Raw genomic sequence first — 20,440 nt, forward strand, 5'->3', positions numbered from 1 at the left:
GGTACGGTGACGCGCACGCCCCGACCGCGAGGGAGAGCATGAGCCGGGAAGCCCGCTGGAGCGCCACCGCCGCCTGGGTCCTGACGCGGACGTGGCTGCTGCTGGTCACGCTGAACGTGCTCTACAACCCGTACCCGATCGTCACCAGCGACGTGTCGGACATCTACGCGCCCTGGGCCGAGACGCTGCGCTCGGGCACGTTCCCGGTGGACGACGTGATGTGGCAGTACCCGCCCGGTGCCGCCGGGGTCCTGCTGCTGCCGATGCTGCTGGTCCCGCTGTCGTACTCGCACGCCTTCTTCGTGCTGATGGTGGTCGCGGACGGCGTCGCGTTCGCCTGCCTGCTGCGCGGGCGTTCGGTGCTGGGCCCGGCGATGTGGGTGGCCGCGGTGCCGATGCTGGGGCCGATGATCCTGTCGCGGTACGACCTGTTCGTCACCGCGCTCGCCGTCGTCGCACTCATGACCGCCGCGCGCAGCCCGAAGACGAGCGGACTGCTCACCGGTGTCGCGACGGCGGTCAAGGTGTGGCCGGTGCTGCTGCTGATCGGCGCGCCGCGCGGGCGGCGGTCCGTCGAGGTGCTGCTGTGGACGGTGATCGGCGCGGGGGCGGTGGCGCTCGGCTTCGCCGCCGCGCTGCCGGGGGCGTTCGACTTCCTGACCGCGCAGCGGGACCGGGGCATCGAGATCGAGTCGGTGTTCGCCACGCCGTTCCACCTGGCCCGAGCGCACGGCTGGTCGGGAGAGGTGAAGTTCAACTACGGCTCGATCGAATTCCTCGGCCCGCACGTCGACCTGGTGGGGCGCATCAGCCTCGCGGCCAGTGCGCTCGCGATGGTGTGGCTGCTCGTCTGGCGCGTGCGGGCCCGGCGGTGGACGCCGGCGACGCCCTTCGACGCGGCGCTCACCGCCGTGCTGCTCTTCGTGGTCACCAGCCGCGTGCTGAGCCCGCAGTACATGGTGTGGCTGATCGGGCTCGCGGCCGTCTGCCTCACCCGCCGCGACACCACGCAGCGCCCGGCCGCGGCCCTGATCCTGGTCGCCGTGCCGCTGACGACATGGGAGTTCCCGGTGTGGTTCGGCTGGCTGATGGCCGGCGAGCCGGAGGCGGTCGCGGTCCTGCTGGCCCGCAACGCCCTGCTGGTGGCGGCCGCGGCCGTGTCGGCCGTACGCCTGTGGCAGGCCGCTCGGCCGCCCTTCAAGGCCGAGGACTGGCCGGCTCCGGAACCCCGTGCAACTTCGCCCAGTCCCGAGCCAGCGCGATCCGCTCCGCAGTCGATGGATGCGACCCGAACAGCACATGGAGCACCGGGTTCGGGGTGAGGTTGGAGCGGTTCGCGAGGGCGAGCCGCCGCTGCATCGCCACGAACGCGTCCGGGTCGCGCGTCAGATCGAGCGCGTGGACGTCGGCGCGGGCCTCCAGACGGCGGCTGATCAGCATCTGCGCGGGGCCGGACACCGTGGTCACGACCGCGACGACCGCAAGCAGCAGCGCGAGGGCGCGCGGGTCGCCCGCGCCGTCCGCACCCGCCCGGTTCAGCAGCGGCCGCCAGGTCGTCAGCAGGCCGATCACGCAGACCCCGGCCGCCATCCCCGCGGCACCGATCAGCGTGCCGTGCAGGACGTCGTTGCGCTTGGCGTGGCCGAGTTCGTGGGCGGTGATCAGCTCGATCTCGCGCGGCGACGCGCTGCGCAGGGTGGTGTCGTAGACCACGATGCGGCGCGTCGCACCGAAGCCGGAGACGTAGGCGTTGAGTGCGGTGGTACGCCGGGACGCGTCGGCGACGAGCACGTCCTCGACGGGCACGCCGTCCTTCTCCGCCAATTCCAGCAGCGACGTGCGCAGCGGGCCTTCCGGCATCGAATGGAACTTGTTGAAGGCCGGCTCCACCAACAGCGGGTAGAGGAAGGAGATCGCGACGACGAGGAGCGCACCCGCCCCGGCGGCGATCGGCCAGGCGGCGCGCGGCCAGTGGCGTACCAGCGCGAACAGCGCCAGCGCGACGCCGAGCGCCGGCCCCGCGGACATCGCGAAGCCCTTGGCGGCGTCGAGCCACCAGCCGGACCAGGTCTGCACGGACAGGCCGTACCTGCGGCGCACCACCTCCAGGCGCGCGTCGAACGGCAGTGCCACCGCGCGGCCGATCAGCAGCAGCACCAGCCCGCCGAGCAGGATCTGCCACACCCAGCCGCCGCCGAGCGGACGGGCGACCGCGGCGATCAGCCGCGCGCCGAGCGTGGTCAGGCCGAGCAGCAGGGCGACCACCAGGCTCAGCGCCATGGACAGGTACGCGGGCGGCCGGGCGTGGTCCGCGAGTTCCCGCCCCCGGGCGATCTCCGCGGCGGTGAAGTCGCGGGCCGCGTCGGGGGCCGTCGCGCCGCCGGGGATGTCGGGCAGCGGCCGCCACGGCGTGGTGAGCGCGACCGCGACCAACAGCACGGCGGCGGTCACCACGAGGCAGACCACCAGCACCTTCTGACCGGACATCGGCCGGCTTCCCTCCCCGTCTGTTCCCCACCGCACGGCCGCGCCGCGGCCGGTGGCCGCTACTTGACCTGCGCCTGCACGTACGCCGCCCACTGCGTCGTGAAGTCCGCCGGCGAGATCCGGAGGACCGACACGAACGCGCTCGTGAGGCGGCTCTTCTGGTCCGGCTGTCCCACACCGGGCGGCGGCGCCTCGCCGACCGCGCGGTAGAACTCGACCAGTTTCTCCTGTCCCCAGCGCTCGGCGATCATCCGGCAGGCAAGCCAGCCCATCTCGTACGCCTGCGGCAGCGCCTCCTGCGTGGTCTCGAACTGCTCGTCCGCGGGCAGCGTGCGGGGCACCCGCCCCTCGCGGACGTCGCGGCGGAGCTCGGGGGCGGCACTGCGGATGGTCTGGCCGGAGTTGAGGTACCCCACGTAGTCCGCGAAGCCCTCGGACAGCCAGGTGGGGGTCCAGTTGCGGGTGAACGCCCGGCTCGCGACGTGGGTGATCTCGTGGGTCATGACGACGCGCCGCTCGACCGCGCCGAGTTCGCGGAACGCGTCCGGGTTGACGATGACCCGGTCGGCGGCGGCCGCGTCGACGTCGGCGCCGCGCTCGCCGGTGGTCACCGCGGCGATGCGCGCGTACTGCTGCGGCTCGGCACCGAGCAGGCGGGCCATCTGCTCCTGGTTGGCCGGGACGATCACAACGGCCTTCCCGGCCCACACGCCGCCCCACACCTTGTGGACGTCGGGCACCGCGGTGTCCATGTCCTTCTGGTACGACCGCAGGTCTGTCCCGTCGCCGACCCCGAGCACGATGCCCGAGTCCCCGCGCAGCACCGCGACCGGTCCCAGGTCCCACACCTGCACCGCGCCGCGCATGCCGCTGTCGGTGCCGTCGGTGTCGGCGGCGATCAACCAGGCACCGTCGCGGAGCACAAAGGTCAGGTACTGCGGGCTACGCACGGGCGCGCTGTCGAAGCCGTCGATGCGGTACGTCAGGTCGACCTGCGCGGCGAACACCGTGGCGCCCGCGAAAGTCGCGAGGCGCTGCTCCGGAAGGGTGAACGCGTCAGCGGCGACCAGTTCGTAGTCCCACGACGCGAAGGGAATCTGCGCCGCGTTGTCGAACGCCGCGGCCTGCGCGTCGTGGAAGGCCTTCGCCGCCGGGTCGATCGTCGCGAGGTACGCGGCGCGGTCGTGGGTCCGCACCGCCGTCGCCCGGCGCTCCAGCAGCCGGGCGATCGCCTCGTTGCGCGGATCGGTGTGCTTCTCCTGGCCGGCGGGCAGGTCGGCGGCCTGTACCGGCGGAGAGGGGCTCGCGCCGGGAGCGGACCCGCGGCTCGAACCGTCCGAGCCCAGGCCGATGACTCCCAGGGCGATTCCGGTGGATATCGCGGCGCAGATTGCCGCGAATACCAGGAGCCACCGCGGGATCCGTCGCGCCCTAGGGCTCCGGTCGTCCACGGACTGATCGTACGAGACCGCGAACGGGGCCACCCGCCGAGTTCCGCGCACCGGGAACCTCCCGGCGTGGGGACCGGGAGGTTCGGCCTCCGGTGGCGCGGTGCGGCATCAGGGGCGGTGGATCGGCGGACGCGTCAGGAGGGACGGACGACCTTGACGACCTTCATCGAGTGCAGCGGCGCGTAGCGCACGTTGGTGCCGGGCTTGGGGGCGTGGATGATCTGCCCGCCGCCCGCGTAGATCCCGACGTGCGACATGCCGCTGTAGTAGATGACCAGGTCGCCGGGCTGGATCTGGTCGACCGGGACGCTGCGCCCGGCACCGGCCTGCGCCTGCGAGGTACGCGGCAGCGAGACGCCCGCCTGCTTCCACGCCCAGCCGGTGAGGCCGGAGCAGTCGAAGGAGTTGGGGCCTGTCGCGCCGTACACGTACGGCTTGCCGACCTTCGACGCGGCGGCCGCGACGGCCGCACCGGCCCGCCCGCTGACCGGGACGGTGACCTTGGGGGTCTCGGTCTCCGGCTTGGTGGTGGTCGGCGAAGGCTTGGTGGTGGTCGGCGCGGTGGACGACGGGGTACGCGCCTCGTCGCGCGACGCGCGGTCGTCCGCCTCGATCGTGTCGCCGTGGCCTTCCTCGGCGAGGATCGCGGCGCGCTCGGCCTCGGTCAGCGTGTTCAGCAGGGCCTGGGCCTGCTGGAGCTTCTTCTCGACCTCGGCCTTCTTGGCCGAGAGGTTCTTGCGGGTGTCCTCGAGCTCGCCGAGCTTCGCGGAGGCCTCGGTGCGCTCCTGGTCGAGCGTGCGCTTCTTGGCCTGGATCTGCTCGATCGAGGCGGCCTGCTGCGCGGTGATCTGGTCGAGCGCGGCCGCCTTGCTCAGGTACTCGTCGGGCTTCTCCGACAGCATGAGCTGGAGCGTGGGGTCGACGCCGGCGTTGCGGTACTGCGCACTGGCGATCACCCCCATGGTGCTCTGCAGCGAGATGAGGTCGGACTGCTCCTGGGCGATCCGCTCCTGGATCTGCGAGACCTGGCCCTGCAGCAGCTCGGTCTTCTCCTGGAAGCCGTTGAGCTCCTCGGTCGCGACCTCGGCCTGGTGGGTCAGCTCGTTGATCTGGGCCTTGACCTGGTCCTTGGAAGGGGCCGGGTCGGCCTGGGACATGCCGGGCGAGAGCGCCACCGCGGTGGCCGCGGCGGCGGTGAGCACGCCGACGCGCGCCTTGCTCGGTTTCTTCGGCCGTCGGTGGGACGCCACGTAGGCGAACTCCTTCTTCCTACGCCCGCCTACCGGGTGAGCTGACGGGTTCGGGCCGGAAGAGACGCCCTACGACACAGACTTCGTGTCGATTCACCCCACGGGGAATGGTTCCCCGGCTCCGGCTCGGCCTCGCGGCCTCGTCGGACTCGGCGGGAGTCCCCGCCGCCGCCCTGGCTGGACGATCGACATTGCGGGCACTCAGCCCGAGACATTAGTGACCCGGGCTTGATCCGTTCAAATCAATCGCCGAAGTTTTACAAGAGATCTCGTGATTAATGCTTCCGGGTCCACCGAGCGTGATCAGAGAGCGACCATCTGTTCATACTTTCGTGGCGGTTTACGGCGTTGTGCGGGCGGCTCGGCGGCCGCTTGGCGCGGCTCCCGAGGAGTCGGTTTCGACGGATCTTCGCGCAGGTCGGGGACGTACCGGAGGGGGCGGGACAGGCCCGCCTCGGCGAGCAGGGCTATGCGGTCGACGGTTTCCGGCGAGAGGTCGAGACACCCGGTAATTCCCGAATTCCGCCCTACGGGCGAATCACCCGTATCGGTGTCGTTACGGCGCCTTGTGGGATATCCCACATCGACCACGGCGTGTCGGCACACCGGAACCGACTCGTTGGATTTCGACGCATCGGGCGAAAAGTCCGATTTATCGTCGAGAATTTGAGGGACCACACAATCAGCACACGCCGGACCTCGGGCACGGCACGTACGGCAGCAGACCCGCATGGTCGTCCACCTCTTCCGTTGCGTTCCGATGGAGCTGCGATGGAGCGGTTGCTCCTGGAACACACGGTAGGGACGGGCACTGACACAACGTCACATGTCAACCACGGCGGTCGAGATGGGACGCATCGCACGGGGCGGCGCGGCGGTCAGCCGCGGGCGAGCCGGCGAAGCAGCATCGTCGACGGCACCGGGCGCGCCCCCGCCCGCCTTACACCGTCGGCGACTTCGCGGTCCGACGAGACCACGATCACGGGACGGCCCGGCGGTTCGGCGCGCACCAGGCGGCGGATGAGCTCGTCCGCGGTCTCCCCCGCCTTGCTGAAGCGCACCCGCACCCCGCGGGGCGGGGCGAGCAGCACGGGAGCGTCCAATTGCGCGCCGTCGAACACACAGGTGACCTCGGCACCGCTCTGCGCGGCGATGACGGCAAGTCCCCCGAGTAGGCGTACGCGCTGCTCCGAAAGGGCGAGCGACGGGTAGCCCGTCTTGGTGACGTTGTAGCCGTCGATCACCAGGTGCGCCTGCGGCAGGCTCAGCAACTGGTCCAGGAGCGCGGGGTCGTCGCCTTCGAGCGCGCGCTTGGCGATGTCCTTGGGGCTCGCCCCCTCGGGCGCCACGGCGTCGACGGTGTCCGCGGGGCGGATGCCGACCGGCGGCAGGGCCAGTTCGCGGCGCAGCCCCTGGGCGGCTTCGAGGACCGTGTCGAGGAGCAGGCGTACGCGCGTGTCCTCCATGCTGCGGCCCTCGCGCGCGGCCCGGCGGCTGGCTTCGAGGGCGGACTCCACCTCGGAAACCCTGCTGCGCAGGCGGCGCGTCTCCTTGTCCGCGGCGGCGATCGCCGTCTGCGCCTCGGCGCGTACGGTCGCCAACTCCGCCTGGGCGCGCTTCGCCTCCTTCTCGGCGTGCTTCGCGCCGCCCTGGAGGCCGCGGACCTGGCGGCGCAACTGCTCGGCCTCCTTGCGGGCCTCCTCCAGGTCGGCCCGCAACTTCTCCTGCTCGGTACGGGCGGCGGCACGCAGCGCGCCAAGCTCCGACTCCAGCCGGTCCACCACGGCGGCGGCCTCGGCGCCCGCACGGTCCTGGGCCGCGCGCTCGGCGGCCTGCCCCGCGGTGTCGAGCAGCGCGACCCACCCGGGCGGCCGCAGGAGGTACGCGGCGGCGGCGACGTCCAGCGGGTCGGCCGCGGCGGGCGGGCGTCCCGCGTCCAAAGCCGCCGCGAGGTCCGGGAGTCCGCGGCGCAGGCGCTCCGCTATCCGCTGCCGGAACACCGGGTCGTTCTCCAGCACCCCGGCCAGCGGCGTGGCCGCAAGCTTGGCCCGTCGCGACGGGGTGAACCGGGCGAACTGCCGCAGCGGGACCGGGATCTCGTCGGACGTCATGGCGCCGAGGCCGTCCGCCGCGAGGGCGATCACCCGCTGGCGCACACCGTCGGGCAGCGGCCCGCGGGGCGCGGCGTCACGGTCGGCGGGGTCGTCGTGAGCGCCGTCCTGACCGTCGGCGTGGGCGTCCGCGCCGGATTCCGGCGCCGACTCGGCCTCGAACGCAGCGCCGGTGTCGGACTCGGATCCCGCCTCGGCCACGCCGTCCGCGTCCGCGTCGGCCGGGCCGTCGTCATCCGACGAGGCCGCGGTATCGCCCTCGTCCCGCACCGGGGCGGCGCGTCCGTCGGAATTCTCCCCGCCGCCAACGCCGTCCGCGCCGGCCCCGGGCAACTGCGCTGCGCGGGTGTCCGCCGTTTCGGCGCCGTTCGCCGGCGCATGGCGCCTGCCGCCGGACAGAGCCGCCCGCAGCAGGGGATCGTCGCCGTACACGGAACCGCCGCTCCGCGAGTCGTCCGCCGGCGGCTGGGCACCCGCGCCGCCGCTCCGGGCAGCGTGTGCCGCGCCGGGCGACGCCTCGCCGCCGACCGCGGGGCCCGCGTAGCCGTTGCCGCCCGAGGCATGCGTGTCGGCCGAACGGTCGCGGCCCGAAGTCGTCTCACCGGGCATGCGGCTGCGGCCCGCGTCGGCCGCCGCGCCGGCGCCCGCCCCCGCCGCGCCTTCAGCACGCCCGTTCCCGTCGCTCGGCGACGCGTCACCGTGGCGCGAGGGAACCGCGAAAGCGCTCCACGTGCGCTCGGATCCGGCTCCCCGCGTGCCCTGACGGCCGGGGAACGGGTGGTCGTGCAGGGCACCGACGTGACCGGCGACGACCAGTTCGTCGCCGCCGTCGGCCACGACCGGGCCGGCGAGCCGGTCCGCTCCCGCGAGTTGGTCGGCGCGCTCGCCGCTCAGCGGCCTCGGAATCTCGACCGTCGCCGCGGGCGCCACCGCGGCCTGAGGGCGTTCCAGGCCGTCACTCGAAGGGGTGGCGGCAGCGTGGTCCGCGGAAGCGGGGGTGCTCCCCGCCGGGCCGAGGAGAAGGTTCGCACTCGGCGGGACGGGCCCGTCCGCGTGCTCCCACGTCGGCTTCGCGGAACTCGGCTTCCCGGGACGCTCCTCGACAGCCCGCACCCAGGAGTCGGAGGACTCGGGCGCGGAGGACTCGGGCGCGGACGTGCCGGAGCTGCGGGCAGCGTGCCCCGGCTCCGCGCGTGTGTCCGACTCGCCCACAGGTCCTCCGGTTCCGTATCGGCCCGGTCTCCCCGCCCCAGGCTGCTCGATTGTGCTCCTGATCATGGCCTGCCCACCCGGACAGCCGGACACGCCTCCCCGCGCCGATGCCGAACCGATGCACAATCCGCGCGTGACGGTGTCCCGGTACTGGCCCGGCCCGCAAGCGTGCCGTGCGCCGGACAAGCCCCGCCACCCCAAACTGCCACATCCGGAGATGACACCGGCGCCGACGCGCAGTCAAGCGGCCCAGTCCGACATGCCAACCCGGAGGTTGCACCCGGCGGGCGGCGGTCCGAACCGCGACCGGGTCCGGGGCCGGGGCTGCGTCGTGCCCGCTCGGCCTGCCGCGGGGCGGAAGCCGTCGGGCCTGCGGTGTCACGTACGGCCGAGCGGCTCCGGCGCGGTGCCGGACGGGCGGTCGTGCCGCGTACACCCGTACGGCGGCACGCGCCTGCGCCGACGTTCGCACCTGCTGTGGAACGTCGGGGCGCCACCGGCGTGTCGGCAGAGTGCCGACGATGGAGCAGTCGAGTGCCGCGAGGCGGTGGGGTGCTTGTTCGCCTGGGCCCGCCGCGCCGCCCGCGACGACCTCATCTCCGGGACGACGGCTAGGGGTTCGGCGGTGTCACCGCGTGCGGTCAGCGCGCGGCATCAGGGCGTGGATGCCGGTGCTCCGGCATCGCCGCGGCGTCTCGGCGGCAGCGCGGCGCCGCGCTGATGCCGAGTCGCTGTGCCCGCGCCCGGGTCAGCCCTCCGGCGTCTCGCCGTCTTCCGCGCCCGGGCGGGCCACGAGCTGGACCGAGTCGGTCGCGTTGCACCAGCGGCAGCGGACGGACTCGATGGTGTCCTCGAGGATCTCGCGCTCGTCGACACGCGGTTCGCCGGCGAGGTCGAGGTGGACGAACTCGACCGCCCGAGTCGTCCGGGTCACGTCGAACCGCGTCAGGTTGCCGCACAGCGAGCAGCGCCAACGGGTCGTCTCGCCGGGGGCCGGGACCGACATACGTGTTCCTCTCTCAGGCTGTTCAGGGACCCGCACCACGCGCCCGGAGCCCGTGCGGCGTACGGCCGTTCGGGAGGGGCGCCTGTGCCGGTGTCAGGGCGGATCCGTACCGTCCGTGGCATGAGCAGCCAGGTACCCGGCCCGTCAGCGCCACTCTCCGTGCCACACACCGGGGCATGCGATGCGGCACCGCCGTGGTCCGGCGTGCCCGCGCGGGACAGTACCGAACCGGCGAGCGCGGTGCGAAACGCGTCCGGCCGCTGGGACCGCGGCACGCCGCTGGACCGGCAGGTTTTCGTGGTCGTCGACCTCGAGACGACCGGCCTCGACGCGGAGCGCGACCGCATCACCGAGATCGCCGCGGTGCGCCTGCGCGGCGGCGACGTGCTCGGCGAGTTCGCGACGCTGGTGGCGCCGGGCGTGCCCGTCCCGGCGTTCATCACCGGGTTGACCGGGATATCGGACGCGATGCTCGCGGACGCCCCGCCGCTGCGCGCGGTCCTGCCTGCCTTCCACGACTTCGCCCGGGACGCGGTGCTGGTCGCCCACAACGCGCCGTTCGACATCGGGTTCCTGCGCGCGGCGTGTGCGGCGTGCGGCGAGTCGTGGCCGCATCTGGTCGTGGTCGACACGCTGGAACTCGCCCGCGCCCTGGTTTCCCGGGGGGAGGTGGCCAACTACAAACTGGGCACGCTCGCGGGGCTGTTTGAGTCCCCCGCGCCTTCGACCCACCGGGCCACCGCGGACGCCCGGGCGACCGCGCACATCCTGCGGGCGCTCATCGCACGCCTGCGGCGCGCCGGAGTGCACGACCTGTCCGGTCTGCTTCGGTGCACCGGCCATCCGAGTGAACCTCAGGCGGTTTGAACCCCTAGCCTGCCAGGCCGAGAAGCGGACATCACGTGACGATAAGGACATGCTGCTCCCCGTTCACGACGCCAACCCGGTGCGCCGCACCCCCGTGGTCACCTATGCGTTGATCGTCCTCAACGTGGTGATCTTCCTCGTGAGCCCGCTCTCCGGGTTCGGGAGCGGCGACGTGGATCCCGAGGCACGCGTGTGCGCCGAGAACGGCTACTACTACGAGTACGGGGCCATTCCCAAGGAACTCGTGGGCGGCGGCGGGATCGTCGACCCGCCCGACATCGTGGCCACCGAGCGCGGCCCGGTGCGCTGCGCGACCGCCCCAGATCCCGACAAGATCCCCGAGCTGTCCGTGCTGTTCGCGATGTTCATGCACGGCGGCTGGGTGCACCTCATCGGCAACATGCTCTACCTGTACGTCTTCGGCAACAACGTCGAGGACCGCATGGGCCGGGGCCACTTCACGCTGTTCTACCTGGCCGCCGGGTACCTGGCGACGTACGGCTTCGCGCTGCTCAACCCCGGATCGGCGCAGCCCCTGGTGGGCGCGTCGGGGGCGATCGCGGCGGTGCTCGGCGCGTACCTCTACCTGTATCCAAAGGCACGCGTCACCAGCCTCGTGCCGCTGCTGCTGTTCCTGCCACTGCGCTTTCCCGCGTGGGCGGTACTGGGCTTCTACTTCGTGCTGCAGTGGCTGTACTTCCAGGGCCTCGGCGTCAACGGCGATGCCGATGTCGCCTATTCGGCCCATCTGGTGGGCTTCGCGGCGGGGTTCGTGTACGCGTGGGCGCTCTACCACCGTCGACGCGCCCCGCGTACGCCTGTCGACGCCCCCGCGCCCGGCGCTTCCGGCGCGCCCGAACCGCTTGTGCACGCCTTCCCCGCCGCACCGGTCATCCCGCCCCCGCCGACCTACCCGCCGCCGGGAACGCCGTCGGGGCCGAACGGATGACCGGGGCCGGATAGGCTCGTACCCCCCGCACCGACCGAGGAGAGGCCGCCGCTGTGATCACCGCGATCGTGCACGTCAAGGCAGCCGTCGACCGCATCCCCGAGATCGCCGAGGCGATCACCGCGATCGACGCGGTGAGCGAGGTGTACTCGGTGACGGGCGAGTTCGACCTGGTCGCCATGGTCCGGGTCCGCGAGCACGACGAGTTGGCGGACGTGATCCCCGGGCGCCTCAACAAGGTGCCGGGTGTCCTGCACACCGCGACGCACATCGCGTTCCGGACCTACTCGAAGCACGACCTCGAGGCCGCCTTCGCGATCGGGCTCGACGACGGCTTCTAGCCGTGCCCGGCTGAGGCGATCGGGTCGGCGCTCAGGTCGGCACACTCGGACCGGCGCCCGGACCGGCTGATCAGATGACCGCCGGGCCGCGCGGGTCCGACTCGGGCACGCAGCGTCCGCCGTCGGTGCGGTACGTCCACTTGGCCCCGCGCCGCACCAACTCCCGTGCGGCGTCCACGAAGCGGTCCACGTGCTCGTCCGGCGTACCGGCCCCGAAGCTGACCCGGATCGCATTGAGGTTCTGCTCCCCCGCCGGCGCGTCGGGCGCACCGCACTCGGTCGGCGCGTCGGCGCGCCCCCCGAGCAGGCGACGTACGAGCGGGTGCGCGCAGAACAGGCCGTCGCGCACACCGATGCCGTACTCCGCCGACAGCGCCGCCGCGAACCGCGAGCTGTTCCAGCCCTCGACAACGAACGAGAGCACCGAGACCCGGGCGGAGTCGGGGCCGAAGAGGTCCAGCGTGCGCACCTCGGGGATCTCCGCGAGTCCCGCCCGAAGCCGGGCGAGCAGCGCTTCCTCGCGGGCCGCGAGCGTGTCGAGGCCGGCTTCGGCCAGCGCCCGGCACGCGGAGGCGATGGCGTACGCGCCGATCACGTTGGGCGAACCGGCCTCGTGCCGGGCCGGGCCGGAGTTCCACTCGACGGCGTCCGCGGTGACCGAGCGGCTGGCGCCGCCGCCCGCGAGGTAGGGCTCGGCGTCCGCGAGCCAGTCGCCGCGCCCGGCGAGCACGCCCGCGCCGAACGGTGCGTACAGCTTGTGCCCGGAGAAGGCGACCCAGTCCACGCCGAGCCCGGCGAGCGAGACGGGGCGGTGCGGCGCGAGTTGCGCGGCGTCCAGCACGATGCGCGCGCCGTGCCGGTGGGCGACCTCGGCCAGTTCACGAACCGGGAAGAGCTCCCCGGTGACGTTGGACGCGCCGGTCACGCACACCAGACGCGGCCCGTCGCATTCGTCGGCGGCGAGCGCGGCGTCGAGGGTCGCGACCGCTTCGGCGTGGCTCGACGGGGCGTCCAGATGGGTGACGTCGGCCGTGCACCGCCACGGCAGCAGCGCCGCGTGGTGCTCGGTCTCGAACACGAACACCCGGGTGCCGGACGGCAGTACGGATGCCAGCAGGTTCAGCGAGTCGGTCGTGCCGCGGGTGAACAGGACCACGTCGTCGGCCCGGGCGCCGACGTACTCGGCGACCGTCGCGCGGCTGCGCTCGTAAAGGTCGGTCGACAGCTGCGACAGGTAGCCGGCGCCGCGGTGCACGCTGCCGTAGTAGGGCAGGTAGGCGCTGACGTCGTCCCACACGCGCTGAAGGCAGGGGGCGCTCGCGGCGTAGTCGAGTGCGGCGTACTCCGCTTGGCCGCCTGTCACCAGCGGCACCCGCACGTCGCGGCCCACGACCGGGAGCGGGGGACAGGCCGAAGCCGCGATCGCATCGGACGAAAGCGGCGAAACAGGGGCGAATGCGACGGCAGTCATGGCTGACCCTCCAGGGCTGGGGACCCCGGATGCCGTGGCTCGTGGAGGTCCGCGCTTGCCGGAGCACCCTTGTGTCCGGCCTGGTCATCACCCGGGGCACCCCACCGCGGAGGAGGGTTGCCGGACAGCAAGCCGGGGCCAAAACGCTGTCACTCGTGACCTGGAAGGAATTATTACCGCAGGATCGCCGGTCTCTCAACACGGATATTCGCCGTCTTGGCATACGAGACGACCATCGGTCGAACATGAGACGCCGGGTGTCCCGTGGGTGGGACAGGACGTCCGACACCTGGAACGTCACCCGGACGGCACCAGAACGCCAGACGGGCGCGCCGCAGTTGCCGCGCGCCCGTCCGAGCCATCGCGCAGACCGTCCGATCCGGCCGAGCCGACGGCGTCCGAGGCTTCTTGCGACTCCCCGACCGGCCTCGGTCGTCGGCCAAGTCGGCCGGTCAGCCGGGTCAGCCGAACGAGCGGGTCGTCTCCACCCACCGGTCGAGTACCGCCTGCGCCTTGCCGGAGTCGATCGCGTCCGCCGCCCGCTCGATGCCCGACGCGAGCTGTTCGCTCAGCGGACCGTGCCCCGGGCCGAGCGCCGCGAGCGCCGCCGCCGAGTTGAGCAGCACCGCGTCCCGCACCGGCCCGCGCTCCCCCGCCAGCAGCCGGCGCGCGACGTCCGCGTTGAACGCCGCGTCGCCGCCGCGCAGCGCCTCGATCGGCTCCAGCTTGACGCCGAAGTCGCGCGGATCGACGGCGTCTTCGTGCACCTCGCCGTCGCGCACGACCCACACCTGGGAGGTGGTGGTGATGGTCAGCTCGTCGAGACCGTCGTCGCCCCGGAACACCAGCGCCGAAGTCCCGCGCCGGGCCAGCACACCCGCCATAAGAGGCGCCATGCGCGCGTCCGCGACACCGATGGCGGTGTACGGGGCGCGCGCCGGATTCGTCAGCGGGCCAAGGATGTTGAAGGTCGTCTGCACACCCAGCTCACGCCGCGCCTGGGCGGCGTGCCGCAGCGCCGGGTGGAAGCGCTGCGCGAAGCACAGCGTCACCCCGGCCTCGACCGCCGTCCGCGCCACCTGCTCCGGGGTCAGGTCCAGCGACACCCCGAGGGCCTCCAGGACGTCGGCCGCACCGCTCTGCGACGACGCCGAGCGGTTGCCGTGCTTGACGACCGTCGCCCCCGTCCCCGCGACCACGATCGCCGACATCGTGGAGATGTTGACGGTACGGGCGCGGTCGCCACCGGTGCCGACGACGTCGACGATGGGGCCGGGCACCTCGATGGTCACCGCGTGCGCGTACATGGAGTCGACCAGGCCCGTCACCTCGTCGACGGTCTCGCCCTTGGCGCGCAGCGCGACCACGAAGGCGGCGATCTGCACGGGCGTGGCGTCGCCGGTCATGATCTGGTCCATCGCCCAGGCGGTGGTGCCCGCGTCCAGGTCCTCGCCGCGCATCAGGGCGGTCAGGACGTCCGGCCAGGAACGGGCCTGCCCGGGGTTGGTGCTGTTCACCGCTACCGAGGCCGAGGCGCCCATGGTCCGCTCCCGCTGAGGTGTCCGATCAGGTCGGACTCAGCGTAGCCGCGGGCGGCAAGGGAATTCCGTCGTGTCCGCATGACGACATCCGGCCACCGGACCGCCGGTCGGAACCGACCGCCGCAGGCCGTTCACGGCGACAGTCGTACGACTCCGAAAGCCGCCCATGCAGGAGGACACCCCCACAACGCCCGCGGGGCCGGTGCCGGCGAGACCGCGGTCGGACGCGGTCAGACCGCGGTACGCGCGGCAGCTCGCTTGCGCAGCTGCTCGGCCGCCGCAGCCGCCAGCGTCACCGGGTCGAGCGGGTGCGACACGACCGCGTCGGCTCGGCACCACGTGGCCAGCCACGCATCCTGCGGACGGCCGACCAGGACGAGCACGGGCGGGCAGCGATAAATCTCGTCCTTGAGCTGGCGGCAAATGCCCATGCCGCCGGCCGGGGTCGCCTCGCCGTCCAGGATCACCAGGTCGACGCCGCCCTTGTCCATCTTGGCGATGACGGCCGGTTCGGTGGCGCACTCGAAGTACTCCACCCGGGGTGCGCCCGCGGCGGGCCGGCGTCCGAGCGCGAGCATGACCTTCTGACGGGTGTTGCGGTCATCGCTGTATACAAGGACGGTCATGGTGTCGCCGCTGTGCGCCATTGCCACCTGCCCTGGTCTCAAGAGGGCCGATCACCCGGGTGTGATCCGCGTTACAACACCGCGGATGCTACTCCTCTTGATTCACCGGCTCCAAGCTCTTGATCAATCTGATAGGTGATCCCCCGGCCGATCCGTACCCGGATCCGCACCGCGATCCGGCCGGCGACCCGAACGCGAACCAGTCGGGCCGGCTCACGGACGCCCCAGCAGGATCCAGCCCTCCGCGTCGCCGCCCAGCCGCTGCGCCAGACCCGCCATGCGGGTGCGCTCCCGCGCGAGTTCGAGCGCCGTCACGAGTTGCGGACGGTCGGCGTACGTGGCCCCGTCCGGCCCCGCCGTCACGACCCACCCGTCCGGCGCGAGGATCCGCGCCGCCTCGGCGACCGCCGCGGCGTCCGGCAGTCGCAGGACATGACGCAGCATCAGTTGCCGCCCCTCGACGATCACCCCGGCCTCGGCGAGATCGGCGAGCACCGCGGAATCGGCGCGCGCCGGGTCGAAGCTCTCCCCGACGACGACAAGGGTGCCGTCGTCGACGAGCGGCGGCTCCGGCTCCTCGCGCCTGCGCCGGAACAGCCTTCCGATACCTGCCTTGACCATGTCGCGAACGCTACCCGTATCGCCCGGTGTCGCTCGTTCGGCTTACTCGGCGCGCCCGACCGAGAGATTCACCCTCGCCCTGATAGCGCGTCAGAATCGGCCCCGTTCAGCTCCCGCACAGCTCCTTACTAGGCGCGATTGGCCGAATGGCGGCCCTCCGGGAACACCGCCCCGGGTTAGACACGTTCACCGAAGGATGCCCCCCGAAGCGCGGCCCGATCCGGCGACCGCAATAATGGCGGCCGTGGCGACAGCAACAGCAGTAGAAACCGGGCACGCACATGGGGCGGTCGACCGTCCCAACTTGGTCAGCATCGGCACGATCGTCTGGTTGGCGTCGGAGCTGATGTTCTTCGCGGCCCTCTTCGCGATGTACTTCACGATCCGGTCGGTCCAGGGACCCGAGATCTGGGAACAGGGCACGGAGATGCTCAACATCCCGTTCTCGTCGGTGAACACCACGATCCTGGTGCTCTCCTCGCTGACCTGCCAGCTCGGCGTATTCGCCGCGGAACGCGGCGACGTCAAGAAGCTGCGCATGTGGTTCGTGATCACATTCGTGATGGGCGCGATCTTCATCGGCGGGCAGGTGATGGAGTACACCGAGCTGGTCAAGGAGAACCTGACGCTCTCCTCGTCGGCCTACGGCTCGGTCTTCTACCTGACCACGGGCTTCCACGGCATGCACGTGACGGGCGGTCTGATCGCCTTCCTGTTTGTCCTCGGCCGCACGTACGCGGCCAAGCGGTTCACCCACGAGCAGGCCACCAGCGCGATCGTCGTCTCGTACTACTGGCACTTCGTCGACGTGGTGTGGATCGGGCTTTTCGCCACGATCTACCTCATCAAGTAGAGACGCCGCACCCGGTCCCACTCGACAAAAACGACGAAACCAACCGAGGTTTTTGGTGAAGAAGCTCTCCGCACGACGGCGCCATCCCCTGGCGGCGCTTGTCGTCCTACTCTTCGCGCTCGCGGCGACCGGGGGGCTGTACGCCGCTTTCGCGCCCGCCAAGAAGGCCCAGGCCGAGGATGCGCCGACCGCACTGGCCAAGATCGAAGAGGGCAAGAAGCTCTACCTGAGCGGCTGTTCGAGCTGCCACGGCCTCAACGGCCAGGGCACGAGCGACGGCCCGTCCCTCGTCGGCGTGGGTCCGGCCGCGGTCGACTTCCAGGTCATGACCGGCCGCATGCCCCTGCAGCAGCAGGGTCCGCAGGCGCCGCGCAAGCCGGTCGTCTACACCCAGGCGCAGGCCGACCTGCTCGGCCTGTTCATCGGGTCGCTCGGTGCGGGTCCGGCGGTGCCGCGCGAGGAGGAGTACGCCCTCGACGGCGACATCCAGGAGGGCGGTGAGCTCTTCCGTACGAACTGCTCGCAGTGCCACAACTTCTCCGGTGAGGGCGGCGCGCTCCCCGAGGGCCGCTTCGCCCCCTCGCTGAAGGACGTCGACCCGAAGCACATCTACGAGGCCATGCTGACCGGCCCGCAGAACATGCCGTCGTTCCCCGACACGATCATGCCGCCGGAGCAGAAGAAGGCCATCGTCACCTACATCACCGGTGTGACGAAGGACGAGCCCAACCCGGGTGGCCTCGGTCTGGGCCGCCTCGGCCCGGTCTCCGAGGGCCTGTTCGTGTGGATCTTCGGGCTCGGCTTCCTGATCGCCGCCGCCATCTGGATCGCCGCTCGTACCCCCAAGGCCAGGACCAAGTGAGTAGCCACGAGGACATGTCAGAAGAGAAGCTGCCGGCGGCGCACGCCCCGGTCGGGGCTCTCGACCCGTTCGCCGACCCGGGTCTCCCGGAACACGAGCCGCGCCGCACCGACATCGACGAGAAGGCCGCCAAGCGGGCCGAACGCCAGGTGTCGCTACTGTTCGTGATCTCGATGCTGGCGACGGTCGGCTTCATCGCCTCGTACGTCACCATCGACAAAGACAAGATCGTCGACATCTTCTTCTTCGGGAAGATCGGCGCGCTGAACATGGCGCTGGGCTGCACGCTCGGTGTCGCGCTGTTCTGCATCGGCGCGGGCGCGGTCCACTGGGCGCGCACGCTGATGACCGACGAGGAGATCGTCCAGGAGCGCCACGAGCTGGTCTCCGACCCGGACGTCCGCGAAGCGGCCATCCGGGAGTTCCAGCAGGGCGCCGCGGACTCCGGCATCGGCCGCCGTCCGCTGATCCGCCGCACGATGATCGGCGCCATGGCGCTCGTCCCGCTGTCCGGCGTCGTGCTGCTGCGCGACCTGGGCCCGCTGCCCGGCACCAAGCTCCGCGAGACCTTCTGGGGCGAGAACAAGCGGCACGGCCTCAACGGCGGCAACACGCTGATCATCAACGAGAACACGCACGAGCCGCTGCGTCCCGAGCACATCATCAAGGGCTCGCTGACCATGGGTAAGCCGAAGGGTCTCGACCAGGAGATCGAGATCGACGGCCGGACCGTGATCAACGAGGAATACCTGACGGAGATGGGCAAGGCGGCGATCCTGCTGGTGCGCCTGGAGCCGGACGAGATCAAGTCCAAGAAGCAGCTGGACTGGTCGCACGAGGGCATCGTGGCGTACTCGAAGATCTGCACCCACGTGGGCTGCCCGATCGGCCTGTACGAGCAGCAGACGCACCACCTGCTCTGCCCGTGCCACCAGTCGACGTTCGACCTGGCGGACGACGGCGCCGTCGTCTTCGGCCCGGCCGCCCGCTCGCTGCCGCAGCTGCAGATCAGGGTCAACGAAGAGGGCTTCCTCGAGGCCGTCGGCGACTTCCACGAGCCGGTCGGCCCGAGTTTCTGGGAGCGTGGCTGATGGCATCGACGACGCACGGCAACAAGGCGGCCGCGGGTCCGGTCCCGGACAACGCCGCCACCAAGACCGCGGACTACTTCGACGAGCGCCTGGGCATCTACGGCGCCGCCAAGAAGAACCTGCGCAAGGTCTTCCCGGACCACTGGTCCTTCATGCTGGGTGAGATCGCGCTCTACAGCTTCATCATCATCCTGCTGACCGGTGTCTGGCTGACGCTGTTCTTCAAGCCCAGCATGACCGAGGTCGTCTACGACGGCTCGTACGTCCCGCTGCAGGGCATCCACATGTCCGAGGCGTACGCGTCGACGCTGGACATCAGCTTCGACATCCGCGGTGGTCTGGCGATAAGGCAGATCCACCACTGGGCGGCGCTGATCTTCGTCGCCTCGCTGTTCGTGCACATGTTCCGCATCTTCTTCACCGGTGCGTTCCGCAAGCCGCGTGAGATGAACTGGCTCTTCGGGTTCATCCTGCTGGTGCTCGCGATGGTGAACGGCTTCACCGGCTACTCGCTGCCGGACGACCTGCTGTCCGGTACGGGTCTGCGCATCGCGGAAGGCGTGGTCCTGGCGATCCCGCTGGTCGGAACGTACCTGCAGTTCTTCCTGTTCGGCGGGCAGTTCCCGGGCCACGACATCGTGCCGCGGCTGTTCACGATCCACGTGCTGCTGGTCCCGGCGATCATGGTCGGCCTGCTGACCGTCCACCTGATCCTGGTCTTCTACCACAAGCACACGCAGTTCCCGGGTGCCGGGAAGACCGAGAAGAACGTGGTCGGCCTGCCGCTGCTGCCGGTCTACACCGCGAAGGCGGGCGGGTTCTTCTTCATCGTCTTCGGCATCACGGCGCTGCTGGGCGGCCTGGTGCAGATCAACCCGATCTGGTCGTACGGTCCGTACAACCCAGGGCAGATCACCGCCGGTTCCCAACCCGACTGGTACATCGGCTTCCTCGAAGGCTCCCTGCGCATCATGCCGAACTGGGAGACCAACCTCTGGGGCCACACGATCAGCTGGAACGTGCTGATCCCGTCGCTGGTCGTACCGGGTGTGATGTTCACCTTCATCGCGGCGTACCCGTGGCTGGAGGCGTGGGTCACCGGTGACAAGCGCGAGCACCACCTGCTCGACCGCCCGCGCAACGTGCCGGTCCGCACCGGCCTCGGTGCCGCGTGGATCGCGATGTACCTGGTGCTGTGGATCGGTGGCGGCAACGACATCATCGCCACGCACTTCCATCTGTCGATCAACGCGATCACGTGGACCATGCGCGTGCTGTTCTTCGTCGCCCCGGTGCTCGCCTTCGTGGTGGCCCGCCGGGTCGCGATGGCGCTGCAGCGCCGGGACCGCGACAAGGTCCTGCACGGCCGCGAGACCGGCATCATCAAGAAGCTCCCGCACGGCGAGTTCATCGAGGTGCACGAGCCCCTCGACGCCGAGAAGCGCTTCTTCCTGACCGCGCACGAGCAGCCGGCCGCGGCCGAACTGCCGCCCGCGGTCGACGAGAACGGCGTGGCGCGCAAGCTCAAGCCCGGCGAGAAGCTGCGGGTGCGCCTGTCGCGCTGGTACTTCGCCGAGCCGATCGAGAAGCCGACCGCCGCGGAGTACGAGGAGATCACGAGCGGCCACGGCCACCACTGATCCGACTGCTGACGCCACATCAGCGGGCCGAGGGCCCCACCGGAGTTCCGGTGGGGCCCTC

General features: G+C 71.3%; 16 protein-coding genes, 1 pseudogene and 2 riboswitches. Of the genes and pseudogenes, 8 read left to right on the top strand and 9 right to left on the bottom strand.

Annotated elements, in window-relative coordinates; translation table 11 throughout:
* Window positions 1-38 precede the first annotated feature (38 nt).
* Window positions 39-1,322, top strand: a complete 1,284-nt coding sequence (locus AB0C36_RS43205) for a glycosyltransferase 87 family protein (RefSeq protein WP_435839004.1) — start codon at window positions 39-41, stop codon at window positions 1,320-1,322.
* On the opposite strand, the pseudogene AB0C36_RS07780 reads toward AB0C36_RS43205, so the two are convergent.
* The 5 genes and pseudogenes from AB0C36_RS07780 to AB0C36_RS07800 form a co-directional block, all read right to left on the bottom strand.
* Window positions 1,303-2,487, bottom strand: a pseudogene (locus AB0C36_RS07780) (M48 family metallopeptidase); the annotation flags it as partial. The gene AB0C36_RS43205 and the pseudogene AB0C36_RS07780 overlap by 20 nt on opposite strands.
* 59 nt (window positions 2,488-2,546) lie before the next feature.
* On the bottom strand, window positions 2,547-3,938 hold the full coding sequence (locus tag AB0C36_RS07785) for a gluzincin family metallopeptidase (RefSeq protein WP_358350782.1): 1,392 nt from the start codon (window positions 3,936-3,938) through the stop codon (window positions 2,547-2,549).
* A gap of 134 nt (window positions 3,939-4,072) precedes the next feature.
* Window positions 4,073-5,188 carry a C40 family peptidase gene (locus AB0C36_RS07790; RefSeq protein WP_358350785.1) on the bottom strand — a complete coding sequence of 372 codons (1,116 nt, stop codon included), beginning with the start codon at window positions 5,186-5,188 and terminating at the stop codon, window positions 4,073-4,075.
* 10 nt (window positions 5,189-5,198) lie between these two features.
* Window positions 5,199-5,353: riboswitch (cyclic di-AMP (ydaO/yuaA leader) on the bottom strand.
* A gap of 713 nt (window positions 5,354-6,066) precedes the next feature.
* Window positions 6,067-7,500: an NYN domain-containing protein gene (locus AB0C36_RS07795; protein WP_435839005.1), complete on the bottom strand. Its 1,434-nt coding sequence runs from the start codon at window positions 7,498-7,500 to the stop codon at window positions 6,067-6,069.
* Window positions 7,501-9,259: 1,759 nt separating this feature from the next.
* The gene (locus AB0C36_RS07800; protein ID WP_358350788.1) at window positions 9,260-9,517 is read right to left on the bottom strand and encodes a hypothetical protein; all 258 of its coding nucleotides are present in this window, start codon (window positions 9,515-9,517) and stop codon (window positions 9,260-9,262) included.
* Between the two features lie 240 nt (window positions 9,518-9,757).
* Between AB0C36_RS07800 and AB0C36_RS07805 the strand changes: the two genes are divergently transcribed.
* From AB0C36_RS07805 to AB0C36_RS07815, 3 genes are read left to right on the top strand one after another with little or no spacing between them, the layout of a single operon-like run.
* Window positions 9,758-10,384, top strand: coding sequence for an exonuclease domain-containing protein (locus AB0C36_RS07805; RefSeq protein WP_358350791.1), 627 nt, complete (start codon window positions 9,758-9,760; stop codon window positions 10,382-10,384).
* Between the two features lie 49 nt (window positions 10,385-10,433).
* The gene (locus AB0C36_RS07810; protein WP_358350794.1) at window positions 10,434-11,333 is read left to right on the top strand and encodes a rhomboid family intramembrane serine protease; all 900 of its coding nucleotides are present in this window, start codon (window positions 10,434-10,436) and stop codon (window positions 11,331-11,333) included.
* A gap of 53 nt (window positions 11,334-11,386) precedes the next feature.
* A complete protein-coding gene (locus tag AB0C36_RS07815; RefSeq protein WP_358350797.1) occupies window positions 11,387-11,674 on the top strand; it encodes an Lrp/AsnC family transcriptional regulator in 288 nt (95 codons plus the stop codon).
* Window positions 11,675-11,744: 70 nt separating this feature from the next.
* Here AB0C36_RS07815 and AB0C36_RS07820 read toward each other — a convergent pair whose 3' ends face one another.
* The 4 genes from AB0C36_RS07820 to AB0C36_RS07835 form a co-directional block, all read right to left on the bottom strand.
* A complete protein-coding gene (locus AB0C36_RS07820) occupies window positions 11,745-13,145 on the bottom strand; it encodes an aminotransferase class V-fold PLP-dependent enzyme (protein WP_358350798.1) in 1,401 nt (466 codons plus the stop codon).
* 46 nt (window positions 13,146-13,191) lie between these two features.
* Window positions 13,192-13,306, bottom strand: a riboswitch (SAM riboswitch).
* Between the two features lie 300 nt (window positions 13,307-13,606).
* Window positions 13,607-14,686 carry an anthranilate phosphoribosyltransferase gene (gene trpD / locus AB0C36_RS07825; RefSeq protein ID WP_358350800.1) on the bottom strand — a complete coding sequence of 360 codons (1,080 nt, stop codon included), beginning with the start codon at window positions 14,684-14,686 and terminating at the stop codon, window positions 13,607-13,609.
* Window positions 14,687-14,916: 230 nt separating this feature from the next.
* Entirely contained in the window at window positions 14,917-15,312 is a 396-nt protein-coding gene (locus AB0C36_RS07830; protein WP_358350803.1) for a response regulator, read from the bottom strand.
* A gap of 213 nt (window positions 15,313-15,525) precedes the next feature.
* Window positions 15,526-15,933, bottom strand: coding sequence for a hypothetical protein (locus AB0C36_RS07835; protein WP_358350806.1), 408 nt, complete (start codon window positions 15,931-15,933; stop codon window positions 15,526-15,528).
* Between the two features lie 235 nt (window positions 15,934-16,168).
* On the opposite strand from AB0C36_RS07835, the gene ctaE reads away from it, so the two are divergent.
* The 4 genes from ctaE to qcrB are packed head-to-tail and all read left to right on the top strand — an operon-like array spanning window position 16,169 to window position 20,379.
* Complete coding sequence (ctaE, locus tag AB0C36_RS07840; RefSeq protein WP_358350831.1) at window positions 16,169-16,786, top strand: aa3-type cytochrome oxidase subunit III; 618 nt, start codon at window positions 16,169-16,171, stop codon at window positions 16,784-16,786.
* 55 nt (window positions 16,787-16,841) lie between these two features.
* Window positions 16,842-17,648, top strand: coding sequence for a cytochrome bc1 complex diheme cytochrome c subunit (qcrC, locus tag AB0C36_RS07845; RefSeq protein ID WP_358350809.1), 807 nt, complete (start codon window positions 16,842-16,844; stop codon window positions 17,646-17,648).
* 14 nt (window positions 17,649-17,662) lie between these two features.
* Window positions 17,663-18,739, top strand: a complete 1,077-nt coding sequence (gene qcrA, locus AB0C36_RS07850) for a cytochrome bc1 complex Rieske iron-sulfur subunit (RefSeq protein WP_358350812.1) — start codon at window positions 17,663-17,665, stop codon at window positions 18,737-18,739.
* Entirely contained in the window at window positions 18,739-20,379 is a 1,641-nt protein-coding gene (gene qcrB / locus AB0C36_RS07855) for a cytochrome bc1 complex cytochrome b subunit (protein ID WP_358350814.1), read from the top strand. The genes qcrA and qcrB overlap by 1 nt, the downstream gene beginning before the upstream one ends.
* Window positions 20,380-20,440 lie beyond the last annotated feature (61 nt).

Origin of the sequence: Streptodolium elevatio (assembly GCF_040649515.1) — a bacterium.
Taxonomy (GTDB): Bacteria; Actinomycetota; Actinomycetes; order Streptomycetales; family Streptomycetaceae; genus Yinghuangia; species Yinghuangia elevatio.